Source organism: Aliinostoc sp. HNIBRCY26, assembly GCF_050235535.1.
GTDB lineage: Bacteria > Cyanobacteriota > Cyanobacteriia > Cyanobacteriales > Nostocaceae > Trichormus.
Genome location: NZ_CP189852.1, coordinates 5475073 through 5489826, shown reverse-complemented (window position 1 = coordinate 5489826; position 14754 = coordinate 5475073). Strand labels below are relative to the sequence as shown.

At 41.4% G+C, this 14754-nt stretch carries 14 protein-coding genes; 11 read left to right on the top strand and 3 right to left on the bottom strand.

The window, feature by feature from the left end; all coding sequences use genetic code 11:
- The first annotated feature begins 32 nt into the window (after window positions 1-32).
- Together ACQFX9_RS23245 and ACQFX9_RS23240 are read left to right on the top strand one after the other, a co-directional pair.
- Window positions 33-1583: a sugar ABC transporter ATP-binding protein gene (locus ACQFX9_RS23245; protein ID WP_427158836.1), complete on the top strand. Its 1551-nt coding sequence runs from the start codon at window positions 33-35 to the stop codon at window positions 1581-1583.
- Complete coding sequence (locus ACQFX9_RS23240) at window positions 1580-2578, top strand: ABC transporter permease subunit (RefSeq protein WP_103137811.1); 999 nt, start codon at window positions 1580-1582, stop codon at window positions 2576-2578. The genes ACQFX9_RS23245 and ACQFX9_RS23240 overlap by 4 nt, the downstream gene beginning before the upstream one ends.
- 223 nt (window positions 2579-2801) lie before the next feature.
- On the opposite strand, the gene ACQFX9_RS23235 is transcribed toward ACQFX9_RS23240, so the two are convergent.
- Window positions 2802-2987, bottom strand: a complete 186-nt coding sequence (locus ACQFX9_RS23235) for a hypothetical protein (RefSeq protein ID WP_427158835.1) — start codon at window positions 2985-2987, stop codon at window positions 2802-2804.
- Between the two features lie 80 nt (window positions 2988-3067).
- Here ACQFX9_RS23235 and ACQFX9_RS23230 point away from each other — a divergent pair, with 80 nt between their 5' ends.
- The gene (locus ACQFX9_RS23230) at window positions 3068-4651 is read left to right on the top strand and encodes an iron uptake porin (RefSeq protein ID WP_427158833.1); all 1584 of its coding nucleotides are present in this window, start codon (window positions 3068-3070) and stop codon (window positions 4649-4651) included.
- A 69-nt stretch (window positions 4652-4720) separates the two neighbouring features.
- Here the strand turns inward: ACQFX9_RS23230 and ACQFX9_RS23225 are convergent, their stop codons facing one another.
- Window positions 4721-5113, bottom strand: a complete 393-nt coding sequence (locus ACQFX9_RS23225) for a hypothetical protein (RefSeq protein WP_427158832.1) — start codon at window positions 5111-5113, stop codon at window positions 4721-4723.
- 722 nt (window positions 5114-5835) lie between these two features.
- Between ACQFX9_RS23225 and ACQFX9_RS23220 the strand changes: the two genes are divergently transcribed.
- Complete coding sequence (locus ACQFX9_RS23220; protein ID WP_427158830.1) at window positions 5836-7713, top strand: chloride channel protein; 1878 nt, start codon at window positions 5836-5838, stop codon at window positions 7711-7713.
- A gap of 91 nt (window positions 7714-7804) precedes the next feature.
- Here the strand turns inward: ACQFX9_RS23220 and ACQFX9_RS23215 are convergent, their stop codons facing one another.
- The gene (locus ACQFX9_RS23215) at window positions 7805-8218 is read right to left on the bottom strand and encodes an AbrB family transcriptional regulator (RefSeq protein WP_103137815.1); all 414 of its coding nucleotides are present in this window, start codon (window positions 8216-8218) and stop codon (window positions 7805-7807) included.
- A gap of 693 nt (window positions 8219-8911) precedes the next feature.
- Between ACQFX9_RS23215 and ACQFX9_RS23210 the strand changes: the two genes are divergently transcribed.
- The 7 genes from ACQFX9_RS23210 (at window position 8912) to ACQFX9_RS23180 (ending at window position 14579) form a co-directional block, all read left to right on the top strand.
- Complete coding sequence (locus tag ACQFX9_RS23210; RefSeq protein WP_236141962.1) at window positions 8912-9355, top strand: Rrf2 family transcriptional regulator; 444 nt, start codon at window positions 8912-8914, stop codon at window positions 9353-9355.
- A 149-nt stretch (window positions 9356-9504) separates the two neighbouring features.
- Window positions 9505-10461: an adenosylcobinamide-phosphate synthase CbiB gene (cbiB, locus tag ACQFX9_RS23205; protein WP_427158827.1), complete on the top strand. Its 957-nt coding sequence runs from the start codon at window positions 9505-9507 to the stop codon at window positions 10459-10461.
- 156 nt (window positions 10462-10617) lie between these two features.
- Window positions 10618-11160 (top strand): bifunctional pyr operon transcriptional regulator/uracil phosphoribosyltransferase PyrR, encoded by a 543-nt coding sequence (pyrR, locus tag ACQFX9_RS23200; protein WP_427158826.1) that lies wholly within the window; start codon window positions 10618-10620, stop codon window positions 11158-11160.
- Window positions 11161-11275: 115 nt separating this feature from the next.
- Entirely contained in the window at window positions 11276-11431 is a 156-nt protein-coding gene (locus ACQFX9_RS23195; RefSeq protein WP_427158824.1) for a hypothetical protein, read from the top strand.
- A 212-nt stretch (window positions 11432-11643) separates the two neighbouring features.
- Entirely contained in the window at window positions 11644-13533 is a 1890-nt protein-coding gene (locus tag ACQFX9_RS23190; RefSeq protein WP_427158822.1) for a response regulator, read from the top strand.
- Window positions 13534-13623: 90 nt separating this feature from the next.
- Window positions 13624-14022, top strand: a complete 399-nt coding sequence (locus tag ACQFX9_RS23185; protein WP_427158820.1) for a YybH family protein — start codon at window positions 13624-13626, stop codon at window positions 14020-14022.
- Between the two features lie 47 nt (window positions 14023-14069).
- Window positions 14070-14579: a molybdenum cofactor biosynthesis protein MoaE gene (locus tag ACQFX9_RS23180; RefSeq protein WP_427158819.1), complete on the top strand. Its 510-nt coding sequence runs from the start codon at window positions 14070-14072 to the stop codon at window positions 14577-14579.
- Window positions 14580-14754: the final 175 nt, after the last annotated feature.

Below are 14754 nucleotides of genomic sequence, written 5' to 3'. Positions count from 1 at the left end.
ACTCAGCACTCAGCACTCATCACTTAATAATCATGACAACAAATATTAAAACCAATTTCCCTCCGGCGACTGCCACACCTGTATTAGAAATGCAAGGGATTGCGAAACGATTTCATGGTGTTCCGGCTTTGCAGGGTGTTAATCTCACCATTTATCCAGGAGAAGTTCACGCCCTCATGGGTGAAAATGGCGCAGGTAAAAGCACATTGATGAAAATCTTAGCTGGGGCTTACATTGCCGATGAAGGTGAGATTCGCATTCATGGTCAACCTGTGAAAATTACTGATCCAGGTACAGCAAGACAAGCGGGAATTAATCTGATTTATCAGGAATTAAACGTTGCACCCAATTTAACTGTCACTGAAAACATTTTTATGGGGAGTGAGTTGCAAAAGGGTCAATTTTTAGACCGCAAAAGCATGGAACTTGAAGCCCAACAAGTGTTAGACAGTTTGGGAGCTAGTTTTTCACCGCAGACTCTAGTTGGGAAGTTAGCGATCGCAGAACAACAACAAGTGGAAATTGCCAGGGCTTTAAAAGACAACAGTCGGATTTTGGTCATGGATGAGCCAACCGCAGCCCTGTCTGACCGCGAAACTGAGCGTTTGTTTGAAGTGATTCGCAAACTCCGCAATGATGGCATTGCCATTATCTACATCAGCCATCGTATGGAAGAAATCTATGCTCTAGCTGACCGCATTAGTGTACTGCGAGATGGTCAATATATCGGCAGTCTCACCCGTGAGGAGATTTCCCCCCAGCGATTAGTACAGATGATGGTCGGCCGTTCCATGCAGGACTTTTACGAACATCAACGACAGAAAAATCCTGGAAAAGTGGTGCTAGAAGTCAGAAATATTAGTGACGGACGCAAAGTGCAGCCTACTAGTTTTCAACTGCGTGCTGGCGAAATTTTGGGATTATCGGGGTTAGTTGGTGCAGGCCGTTCAGAAATATCGCGGTTGATTTTCGGTGCTGACCGCAAAATCAGTGGTGAAGTCTTCCTCAATGGCAAAAAATTAGAGATTAATTCCCCGACTGATGCCATTGCAGCTGGTATTGGCTACGTCCCAGAAGACCGCAAAGACCAAGGTTTATTTCTGGAAATGAGTTCCCGTAAGAACATTGGACTCAATCGACTCAAACAGGATGCCAAAGCAGGCATTGTCAATTGGGGTTCAGTGAATAAAATTGCCACGGAAGCCGTCGAAAACTTTCATATCCGACTGGCTAATTTGGAAATTAGAGCCGTGGATCTTTCCGGTGGTAATCAACAAAAACTGCTGTTAGCGCGTTGGCTAGCCATTAATCCTAGAGTCTTGATGTTGGATGAACCCACACGCGGCGTAGATATCGGCGCGAAAAGCGAAATTTACCGCATTATTAGCGACTTAGCAGCCCAAGGGGTAGCAATTCTCATGGTTTCTAGTGAACTACCAGAGATTGTGGGTATGAGCGATCGCGTTTTAGTCATGCGCGAAGGCAAGTTAGTCGGTGAACTGGACGACACCCCAGGCAAAGAAATTACCCAAGAAAACATTATGCACTATGCAACTGGAGCATCGGAGGTATCTGCATCATGAGTCAAACCCTGAGACCAATCAACAACAGACCCAATCAAAATTCCTCAGCTAATCGGCGCAAATCCATCAACAACTTACTGCAAGTAGCAGGGATTTTACCGATTTTAGTCATCATCTGTATCTTATTTTCCCTGCTGAGTCCCAATTTTTTCACACCAGGTAACGCCGTCAATATCTTACGTCAGGCATCAATTAATATAGTTCTGGCAACGGGGATGACCTTTGTCATTCTCACTGGTGGTATTGACCTTTCCGTAGGTTCAATCTTGGCGGTATCTGCGGTAGTTGCAGTTTTAGTATCTTTACTACCGGCGTTGGGTTGGTTAGCTGTACCTGCGGCTTTAGTCACGGGATTACTTTTGGGTTTACTCAACGGTGCGTTAATTACCTTTTTGGATGTACCACCGTTTATTGTCACCTTGGGTTCATTAACTGCCTTGCGGGGTGCGGCGTTTCTAGTTGCCAACGGTACGACAGTCATTAACCGCAACATCAATTTTGCTTGGGTAGGTAATAGCTATGTCGGCCCTCTTCCTTGGTTAGTTATCCTAGCTTTACTGACGGTAGCTGTGAGTTGGTTTGTACTGCGACAAACAGTTTTAGGTGTGCAGATTTACGCCGTTGGTGGTAACGAACGCGCCGCCAGATTAACCGGAATCAAAGTCAATCGCGTGTTGCTATTTGTCTATGGTTTGAGTGGATTACTCTCAGGTTTAGCCGGAATTATGAGTGCTAGTCGCCTGTATAGTGCCACAGGTATTTTAGGACAGGGTTATGAATTAGATGCGATCGCTGCCGTAATTCTAGGTGGTACAAGCTTCACAGGTGGGATAGGCACTATCGGCGGTACACTCCTTGGTGCATTAATCATTGCCGTCCTCAACAACGGCCTGACCCTGCTAAATATGTCCTACTTCTGGCAACTAGTCGTTAAAGGCTTAGTCATCATCGCCGCAGTCATGATTGACAGACTCCGCAGACGTTCTAGACGTTAAAGACCAAAGGTAAAGGAGGGTTTGATCAGAGGCAGGGGGCAGGGTGAGGAGGGCAGGGGGAACTAAAAGTACCTCATCCGCAAGTGCCGTGAAAGCTATTTTGCCCCTTTTCCCAGTTAGTTGAAACCGAACTACGTTCCGTTTTTTTCCCCTTGCTCCCTGCTCCCCTGCTTTTCATTCATAACTCTCCTTCTCTTCTCTCAGCACTTTTGTAACTCTGCGTTTATATTCCCTTCAGCAACAGCAAAAATTGAAACCTTTCTAACACCGATACATATAACGAGAGATTTCTGGCGTTGCCTAAATGCGGGATGAATGAAGCTTTTTTAGCAAAGTAAACTATCGATTTTTGCGGCTTTGCGCCTACCCTTCGGGAACGCCAAGGGCGAATGCGCGAAACATAAATCATCCCATTAATCAGCAACGCCAGATTTCTAATTTTTCACGCAGATTTTTACCCATATCTAGCCAAACATCACACTACACCCAATGCTGAAACACCTTTTATCCAGTTTGCCGCTTCTATTGTTGGCATCTCCAGCAGTCTTAGCCGCACCCGCAGATATCGACCAAGGACAAGTCACCTCAGTTTCTCAATTCTCCGATGTCCAACCAACGGACTGGGCATTTGCCGCATTGCAATCATTAGTGGAACGCTACGGTTGTATTGCTGGTTATCCTAACGCCACCTATCGCGGCAACCGTGCCTTAACTCGTTATGAATTTGCCGCAGGTTTAAATGCTTGCTTAGACCGCATCAATGAATTAATCGCCACATCTACTAGTAATTTAGTCAATCAAGAAGACCTAGCAGTGTTGCAAAAATTACAAACCGACTTTGCTGGCGAATTAGCAACTCTACGTGGTCGGGTAGATACTTTAGAGGCACGCACCGCTACATTAGAACAGCAGCAGTTTTCCACCACTACCAAGCTGAGTGGTCAAATTATTACTGCGGTTAGCGACACATTTGGCAATAAAGTCGGCGGCACACGGGATGAATCTAACCTCTTTTTTGCCACCCGTGGCCGTCTCAATTTAGAAAGTAGTTTTACTGGCAAAGATTTATTGCGAGTCAGATTAGAATTTGGCAACTTTGCCAACACCACTGGCTCAAGTCAAATTGCCGCAGCCACAGGCACAGGCATGACCCGCCTCAACTTTGATAATGATAGTAACAATGATTTATTCGTGCCGCACATTCGTTACTACTTCCCCGTCAGTGATTCCCTCTCCTTTGTTGTCGGCCCGGTAGGTATTGGCTATAACGACATCACAGATAATGTTACACCCGCAGCGATCGCCGATGATGGTAATGGTATCCCTTCATTATTTGGGAAAAACAGTTTGCTGTTTGAGAGGGGTGGCGGCGGTGCTGCTGCTAACTGGAAAATTAGCGAAGACTTGATTTTAACTCTCGGCTATTTAGCCAACAGTCCCAATAACCCCAGTCCAAAAAATGGCTTATTTGACGGCGGTTACAACGCCTTAGCCCATCTTGTTTACTACGGTAAACAAGGTGCAGTAGGTGTGGCTTACTCTCAAGGATATAGCCCTGGTGGCAGTGTAGATATCACAGCCGGAAGAGGTAGTGCCTTATCTAGTGCGCCTTTCGGTGATAGCATTGCCACTTCTAACAGTATGGTTGGTGTACAGGGATACTATCGGTTTTCTCCTAATTTCCAAGTTCATGCTTGGGGCGGCTATATCTGGGCAACCGCCAAGAATTCTGGTTTCAGTAATATTTCTAACGGTAGAGGTAGCACAGATTCCTTATTCGTCAATAGTGGAGACAACGCCAACGCTTGGTTTGGGGCGATTGGGATGTCATTTCCAGATGTGGGAGGTAAAGGCAATTTACCAGGAATTCTCTTAGGTTTACCGCCCCGTGTTGCTCACAGTGATGTCCGAGAAGAAGGGGATAACTCCTATCACATCGAAGCATTCTATCGCTGGCGACTGAACGATCACATCTCAGTGACTCCTGGTGTTTGGATGATTTTAAATCCCGAAAACAACAGTAACAACGATACGCAATATGTAGGAGTATTACGTACAACCTTTGATTTTTAATGATTTGAGATTTGGGATTGGGAATTTGTTCCATCTCAAATCCAAAATCTCCAATCCAAAATCTCCAATTTAAAACCTCAAATCCCTATTTCCCCATTCCCCCGCTCCCAATTCTGGCGTTAACCTCTGATCTTCATAATTAGTAGCTTTTTGAGTCACAGCCAGCACCCCAAACACAATCGCACCGCCTAAAGCTAAAGCCAGCCACGGACGCTTACACAGAACAAAATCACGGATAATTCTAGCTAGAGGACTGCTTTGACGACGGATTGCTGAACAAATCATCATTTGATTCAACACAAACGGATCACGCACATAATGTCCGCTTTGACAAACCACTAACCTTTCTTGACAGTACGGACAACTAAATAAACCGATATAAGTTTTTAATACCTTCGCCCTAGTATGTCTTTGGCAGATAGGGCAAATAACATAATGATGATCAAAGGTGTGTGTATTCATCTACATCTTCCGGTTAATCCTGTTAATTGACTCTCTTGATCTGGTGATATTAAATTCCCAAACAATACTGAGTAAGTTAAAAATTCGTGTATAACTTAATCATTAATTACATACCTACTTATCCATACTGAAAGTTATGCAAGGCTTGCAACATAAGGATATTGTAGATAGGTAAGAATTTCTAATATGAATAATGGCAGTATAATTATTTGCTATTGGCAATATTCTCTCATTGAGAGAATCAACATAGTCATTATTCATACCTTAATGTTGGTGTTGTTCATTAACCATCGCTTCTCTTTTAATTTAACCATTATCTCCAGAAACATTTAGAGCCGCAAAATTTTTTTAACTAAATCTTTGCAACCAGGTGTTGGGGAATGGGGACTGGGGACTGGGGATTGGGGACACTTCGACAAGCTCAGTGCTTCGCTGGGGACTGGGGATTGGGGACAAGGGAGACAAGGTAGACAGGGCAGAAGGTAAGAAACACTAATGACTAATGACTAATGACTAATGACTATTGACTAATGACTAATGACTAATGACTAATGACTATTGACTAATGACTATTGACTAATGACTATTGACTATTGACTAATGACTATTGACTATTGACTATTGACCATTGACTCTGACTTGTCTGCTGAAGGAATAATGTCTCACAATAAGAGATAACAGATAAAAACTTAAATTTCTTCCTAGATTTACCTGTTTTTTCAATGACTCTATTGCCCTCTGCTGAACTGGGGAAGGCAAAGGAACAAATTGTTTTGTCTTCCTCCCCTAACCGTTTATTGCATCTCATTAACCGTTTTCAACTTTCTCCTGAAACCGTCGTGCTGTTTTTAGCTTTAATTATCGGCGGTGGTACTGGTATGGGTGTGGTGACTTTTCATTATTTAATCGAGTTGATTCACCAGCTCATGCTAGAAAATTTGATGGGTGTAATTGGGGTTTGGGGTGCTTGGACTCTAGCTTGTGTCCCCATGTTAGGTGGCTTAGTTGTAGGGTTGATGCGCTGGCGGACTCAAGATTTTGGCCCCGGACTTTCATCTTTAATTGCTGCTTCTGATGGTACAGAAATTAAGCGACAATTACGCCCAGTGACTAAAATGTTGGCTGCATCGGTTTCTTTGGGAAGTGGTGCTTCTTTGGGGCCAGAAGGGCCGAGTGTGGAAATTGGCGCGAATTTTGGGATGTTGCTGTCTTTAATTTTGCAAGTTTCCCAGGAAAAGCGGCGTTTATTGTTGGGTGCTGGTGCGGCGGCGGGATTAGCAGCCGGATTTAATGCCCCGATCGCCGGAGTCTTTTTCGCGCTAGAAGTAGTTATGGGCGCAACTTCTTTTGCTACTTCGGCGGTGAGTATTGTGTTATTAGCCGCAGTGGTTGCAGCTTTAATTGCTCAAATTGGTTTGGGGGCGCAACCTGCTTTTGCTTTGCCGGTTTACCAAGTCCGTAGCCCTTTGGAGTTACCGATTTATCTAGGCTTGGGTTTTGGTGCTAGTTTAGTTTCTCTGATATACACACAATCAATTCGTTTAGCAAAAGCCTGTTTTGCTGGCTCAATTCCTGGCTTCAGTTTTCTTGGCAAAATTCCTCAACCCATACACCCAATTATCGGAGGTGTAATTGTTGGTGTCGCGGCTTTGCAATTCCCGCAAATTTTGGGTACTGGGTATGAAACAGTCCAAGCGATGCTGCAAGATGTAGAACTTTCCCTGAATTTACTTCTAGCTTTACTAGTAGTTAAGTTGTTAATGACAGCTATTAGTGCAGGTAGTGGGTTTGTGGGTGGTTTGTTCGCGCCTGCAATGTTTCTCGGTGCTTCTTTAGGATCGGCTTATGCCAAAATTTTACCCCTGATTGCTCCTGGTTTTGCTGAATATATGGCTGCACCACCGGCTTATGCAATGGTGGGGATGGCTGCTGTATTAGCTGGGAGTGTGCGCGCTCCTTTAACGGCAATTTTAATGTTGTTTGAATTAACGCGCGACTATAGAATTGTTTTGCCTTTAATGGCGGCTGTCAGTTTAAGTGTATGGCTAGTAGACCGCATTCAACCCAATGCTGATGCTAATGCCAATCTGCAACAAATTGGCCTAGCAGAGTTGAAAGATGAACAGGAGGAATTACTACAGCAAATTTTAGTAGAGGATGCCATGCTTTCTTGCCCGAAAAAACTCCCTGCTAGCTTGGGAGTATTAGAAGCTGCAAAAGAAATGACACGCGATCGCACCCGTAGTGCTTTAGTAATTGATGGAGCAGAACAATTAGTTGGTATACTCTCTCTAGAAGACATTAACCGCACGCTTTCCCTATGGCAAAATTACTCTAATTCTGCCACCGAAAACCAGAGTAATTTTGCCAGTCAAACTATCATGGATATCTGTACCACTGAAATACTTTATGCTTGGCGTGATGAACCTTTATCTGAGGCTTTTGATCGAATGACTCTCAGAGGTTTGCATCAGTTACCAGTGGTAGCACGGGATAACCATGAATTGATTTTAGGTTTATTAGATCGAGAGCAAATCGCACTCACCTATGACTTGGCAGTTACAAGTAAAGCAATTCATGGGTTAGCCAATAGCCATTAGTTATTAGTCCTTAGTCTTTAGTCATTGATTTAACTCATTTTATGAGTCAAATATCGAGTCTAAAATCTATTGACTATTGACTATTGACTAATTATGCTGTAGCTTCCTCAGCTTCTACGCCTAACTTTTCATCTTCATCTACTTGACGCAGGCGAATGTGCTTTTTCCCTAAAGTAATGAGAAATTCATCTCCAGGTTTGAGGTTCATCTGTTTTGTATAGGCTGAACCAATTAACAAGTTACCATTAGACTGCACACTAATTCTATAGCTAGCACTGCGTCCACCGCGTCCATTAGCATTGGGCGCGCTGTCTAACTGAATGCCTTCAGCATCAATTAGGGCATTCAAGAACTTCATCATATTGACGCGCTCTACACCATTTTTAGTAACGGTATAGTAGCCACACTGCTTTGCTTTTTCTTCTTTGCTAAGGTTCTCTAGCTCTTTGACTTTCTTGAGCAGTTCTTCACCGACTAGGGGTTCAATCTTTTTCTGTTTAGGCATCAACTTAGGTCAAAAATCAATGGTTAAAGTAGTTGAATCGATTTTCTTTTAGCTGACTTAAGCTAATAGGAACATTATCCTTTAGTTTTTATCTCAGCCTAGCCAAGTATATTACATTCAAAGGTAAAAATGTTGCAAGTTTTTCAATATTGTTAAGACCATCTATTTTAGATAATGGTGATAAATATCTTTAGTTTGTTGATCACTGCTAAACTATATTTATTTAAGTTTTCTAAAGTGGTGCAAAAAAACTTGTCTATTTACTGAGATTGATCATTGGAGTGAAAAGTGATAAGCAAAACTGATCCTTAGTCAACCCATTTTGGATTTTAGATTTGCGATTTTGGATTGACACCGATTACTCCTTGAGTGCGGGGCTTAGAGATTTTAGATTGACCGTCTTCTCTACGAGATGCTGCACCAAGGTAGCAGACGTAGTGCAGCGAGTATTTTATATTTTTCCACCCACGGTGGGACTTGTAACCTAAAAAATCCAAAATCCAAAATCCAAAATCTAAAATTAGGAGGGTCAATAGTCAAAATTCAATAGTAAATCGCTAAATACAGTTGCTAGCTTATAGAAGATGTGGTAAACGGTGCTGATAATTGCTAAAGGGTAGTTCCTAAGAAACGATAACTTACTCACATACTGTTCACTGTTGACTAATGACTAATGACTAATGACTAATAACTATGAAACTAACTACTAAAGGACACTACAGCGTCAAAGCATTACTTGACTTGAGTTTACAACCTGGTTATGGGCCTGCATCTGTGAAAGTAATATCTAAACGCCAAGATATTCCGGCTCCATACCTGGAAAAATTACTAATAGAAATGCGCCGAGCTGGACTCGTCAAATCAATTCGCGGTAGTGTAGGAGGGTATCAACTAGCAAAAAAACCCGCGCAAATTTCGATAGGGCAAATTTTAGAAGCCGTAGGAGAAACAGTCACAAATTTACCTCATCATACCCCCACACCAGCGCAAACAGAAGATTGGGTAACATTTAGCCTGTGGCAAAGACTCAACCAAAAGCTGAAAGAGGCTTTGTATAGTATTACTTTGGCAGATTTATATTACGATGCTCGTAGTTGGCAAGCATCTTTAGGAGAAGAAGCGAGTTTTGTGGTTTAGTCAATAGTCATTAGTCATTAGTCATTAGTCATTAGTCATTAGCTTCTCTCCTCTGCTACCTTGTCTACCTTGTCTACCTTGTCCCCAGTCCCCAATCCCCATTCCCCATTCCCCAATCCCCATTCCCCATTCCCCAGTCCCCCAAAAACGTGCTATCTGCTATCATCCTTATCTTGGCGGCAATTTTAGATTATTTAATTGGTGATCCTTGGGGTTGGCCTCATCCTGTGCAGGTAATGGGATGGTTTATTTCTCGTTTGAGTAAATTATTTCTGCAATTTTGTCATAAACCTTTCACCCAAAGATTAGTAGGAATTATCTTGGCTTTGATTTTAATTATTGGTAGTGGTGGTGTGAGTTGGGTGGTGATTTACATAGCGGGATGGTTACATCCATTATTAGCGATCGCTGTTCAAGTTATGCTTGTAGCTAGCTGTTTTGCTTTTAGGAGTTTGCGAAATGCAGCAGTTGATGTTTTAACACCACTAACAGCTAAAGATTTACTATTAGCACGCCAAAAATTAAGTCAATATGTCGGTAGAGACACCGAAAACCTATCAGAATCAGAAATTTTACGCGCAGTTTTAGAAACAGTTACAGAAAATGCTACCGATGGTGTAACGTCTCCATTATTTTACGCTATTGTCGGTGCTTGCATTCCAGGAGTAGGTGCAGCACCTCTAGCATTAGCGTACAAAGCTAGTAGTACCCTAGATTCAATGGTGGGTTATCGAGAACTTCCTTATACATATATAGGATGGTGTAGTGCGCGACTAGAAGATTGTTTCACTTGGTTGCCTTGTCGTCTCACAGTGTTAACTTTAGGCTTATTATCAGGGAAACCTGGATATGTATGGCGCATTTGTCGCCGTGATGCTAAAGCTGATCCTAGTCCTAATTCTGGTTGGAGTGAGTGCGTTTATGCAGCGATTTTGGGTGTGCAAATGGGTGGTACAAATTGGTATCGAGGAGTTCCTAAGCCAAAACCACTGTTAGGAGATCCCATTCATCCCATTCAACCAATTCATATCAACCAAGCCTTACAGCTTACCAGATATTGCTTTTTACTATGGTTAGGAATAGCGATCGCAATCCTAATAGACTAGTCATTATTTCATACATGGGGCATGGGGCATTGGGCATTGGGCATGGGGCATAGGTAAAAAATTCTCCCTTGTCTCCCTTGTCTCCCCTGTCTCCCTTGTCCCCAGTCCCCAGTCCCCAGTCCCCATTCCCCAGTCCCCATTCCCCATTCCCCAGATATGCCTACACCAAGCAAAATTGTTGAAATCCTTTCTGCCGAAGATTTACGCCGTACTGTAACGCGTTTAGCTTCCCAGATTATTGAAAGAACTCGCGATTTATCACATCTGGTATTAGTTGGTATTTATACCCGTGGAGTACCGTTAGCCGAACTATTAGCGCGTCAAATTGAGATACTAGAAGGTATTGATACACCGGTGGGAGCATTAGATATTACTTTCTATCGGGATGATTTAGATCAAATTGGTTTGCGAACGCCAGCTAAAACCAATATTCCCTTTGACTTGACAGGAAAAACAGTAGTGTTAGTGGATGACGTGATTTTCAAAGGCAGAACAATTCGTGCTGCGCTAAATGCAGTCAATGAATATGGTAGACCGGAAGTCATTCGTTTAGCTGTGTTGGTTGACAGAGGTCATCGCGAATTACCTATTCATCCAGATTTTATAGGTAAACAATTACCCACTGCTAAAGAAGAAGTTGTGAAAGTTTATTTACAAGATTGGGACAGTAAGGATGCAGTGGAGTTAATTGGTTATTAATTCAGCAGAGGTGCAGGGCGCAGGGGTGCAGGGGTGCAGGGGTGCAGGGGGTGCAGGGGGAGACAAGGTAGGAAATGAGAAAAACTGCTCCCTAATAACTAATGACTAATGACTAATGACTATTGACCAACTGTTTCCTTATTTACCTCGTTTAAACGCTTTTATTCCTGTAGAGGGATTACCAAACCGCCCTAAATTAAGGTTTATTGTAAAAGTAAGTCTTGGAATTGTTGACGATATAGGACAAAATATATTTTTTATCTCAAGATGACTCAATTTAGACCTCATAGACAAAGATGCAATGTTATTTTTTATTGTTCTGACAGCATCAAAGTAGAGGGATATAGATATCATATTTAATCATTACTTTAAAAATCCTTCATTATCAAACTACACACTTTCATAATTTTGCTTGGATAAAACAATTGAGAGCAAAACGCTGGTTGGAAACTGAAGAACTGCTACTAGCAGCGATGGGAAGCAATGGAAAAGAGTCCAATTAGAGTCTTGTTAATTGATGATAATGAAAATGATTACGTTCTCACTCGTGATTGGTTAAGTGAGTGTCAAATAATCACCTGTGAACTAGAATGGGTGGATAACTATCAAGCTGCTCAAGCTGCGATCGCTCAAGCTCAACATGACATCTATCTTGTAGATTACCGTTTAGGACTAGATAGCGGACTGGAACTGATTTGTGAAGCAGTGAACAATGGTTGCAAAACACCCATAATTTTACTGACTGGTCAAGGAGATAGAGAAATCGACCTGCAAGCAATACAAGCAGGCGCAGCAGATTATTTAGAAAAAGGATTATTGAATGCACCTTTACTAGAACGTGCGATTCGTTATGCTATTGAACGCAAACACACAGAAAAACAAATTAAGCAACAAGCTGCTTTACTTGATATTGCGAAAGATGCCATTTTTGTCCAAAATTTAGCCGGACAAATTTTATTTTGGAATCAAGCTGCTGAGTTACTTTACGGTTGGGAGAAAGCAGTAGCTATCGGTAAAAAAACACATGAATTGTGGCAAGAAACTAATTCGCAACTGTTAAATACAGCCTTAGAAGATTTAACAAAAAATCACTATTGGGAAGGTGAGTTAAATCAAAAAACTAAAACGGGGAAAAACATCATTGTTGAAAGTCGTTGGACGCTAGTACATGAATTTGGAGAACAAACCGAATCAATTCTTGTGGTCAATACAGAAATTACCGAAAAAAAGCAACTAGAAGCGCAGTTTCTCCGCGCTCAACGTTTAGAAAGTATCGGCACTTTAGCTAGTGGAATTGCTCACGACCTCAATAATGTCTTAGCTCCCATTTTAATGACAGCACAACTATTAGAATCTCAAATTCAAGATGAGCGTTCTTTGCGACTACTGCCTATATTAATTAGTAATGCTAAACGAGGCGCAAATTTAGTTAAACAGGTACTTTCTTTTACCCGTGGACTAGAAGGCGATCGCACTCTTTTACAACTCAGGCATTTAATTCTGGAAGTGCAACAAATAATTAAAGAAACATTCCCGAAATCAATTGAAGTTGCCGCTAAAATCTTACCAAATCTTTGGACTGTATCTGCTGATGCTACACAAATTCATCAAGTGCTGATGAATTTGTGTGTGAATGCTCGTGATGCTATGCCAAATGGGGGGATATTACAAATTGCGGCTGAGAATTTTTTCATAGATGAAAATTATGCCAGGATGAATTTAGATGCGAAAGTCGGCTCTTATGTGATGGTAACGGTAACAGATACAGGTAGCGGTATTAATCCAGAAATATTAGACCGAATATTTGAGCCATTTTTCACCACCAAAGAAATAAATCAAGGGACTGGGCTTGGTCTTTCTACTGTTCTTGGTATTATTAAAAGTCATGGTGGTTTTATCAATGTCACTACGGAAATAGCCAAAGGTAGTCAATTTAAAATCTATTTACCAGCACAAGAAGCTAAAGAAACTCTGGAAGAAATAGAAGCAGAATCACCTCTAGGCAATGGAGAACTGATTTTAGTTGTAGATGACGAAGATGCAATTAGAAATATTACTAAAACATCCCTAGAAAGCCACAACTACAAAGCTATTACAGCCAGTGATGGCATCGAGGCTATAGCTTTATATGCAGAATATCAATCAGAAATATCTTTAGTATTAACAGATATGGTCATGCCGTCAATGGACGGATTAACGACGATTCGCACATTGCAAAAAATTAACCCTGGAGTCAAAATTATTGCGGTCAGTGGACTGGCTACTAGTGATAAAGTAAGTGCAGCCCATAATATAGGTATTCAAGCTTTTTTAGCCAAACCCTATACAGCTAGTCAGTTATTACAAACAATCAGTAGAGTCAATCAATTTTAGATTTGGGATTTTAGATTTTGGATTGAATACAAAATTTAAAATCTAAACTTCGGAGTTTCCAACAGAAATAACACTTAGAATACTGGTGTCATGCAAACTAACCAAACTACACAATCAGAAGTTTTAGCAGCGAATACAGCCTTTTATCGAGCTTTTGAAAAAAAAGATATAGAAGCCATGAGTAATGTCTGGTCAAAAGGTACTGGTAGTTGCTGTATTCACCCTGGACGTGATGCTCTACGGGGTTGGCAAGAAATCAGCATTTCTTGGGAACAAATATTTAAAAATACAGCTTACATGGAAATCAATACTGATATTCTGAATATAGAATTAGTGGATAACTTAGCTTATTTAATCGTGATAGAAAATGTCTTACAAGTGGTTAGAGGTAAAAGGTTAGAGGCACGCTCAATAGCTACCAATATATTTCAATTATTGGGAGGTAAGTGGTATTTAGTGCATCATCATGGTAGCCCAATTATGAGATAGTAATTAGTAATTGGGATTTAGATTTAGGATAATTTTTTAATAAACTTATGAAATCAGTGCTGACATCTAACCAGATTGCTATTCAAAAACCTAGAGAGGAAGATAGCTTTGCTATTACCTTTGCACCATTATCTATAGATGAAATCTATCATCGAGCCGATGATCCTGCTAATGGTGCTGTTGTCATTATGAGTGGAACGGTTCGCAATCAAACTGATGGTAAACCAGTGATTGCGCTGGAATATCAAGCGTATGAACCGATGTCCTTACAAGTTTTTTATCAAATTGCGGCTGAGATTCGCCATCAATGGACTGATGTAAATCGTGTAGTTATTCACCATCGCATCGGACGTTTGCAAATAGGAGAAATTAGCGTTTTAGTGGCAGTTGGCTGTCCGCATAGAAGTGAAGCTTTTGACGCTTGTCGCTATGCGATTGATACTTTAAAACACAATGCGCCCATTTGGAAAAAGGAATGGTACAGTGCAGAAGACGGGAATTTATCTAGTACCTGGGTAAGTATTGGGGCTTGTGAACAGTCAGGAGAAAACTGTTAGATAAATAATAAGCGATCGCTCTTAACATAAAGATGAGGAAATATTAACTTTCCTCATCTAATCAATTCAATTCAGGTAATTTCTCAGGCGGAATGTAAAGTAATGTAAGAAATTACATTTAGTCCTATCATAAGGACTAAAGTCCTTACTACAAACTTTTGATTATTTACTTAAC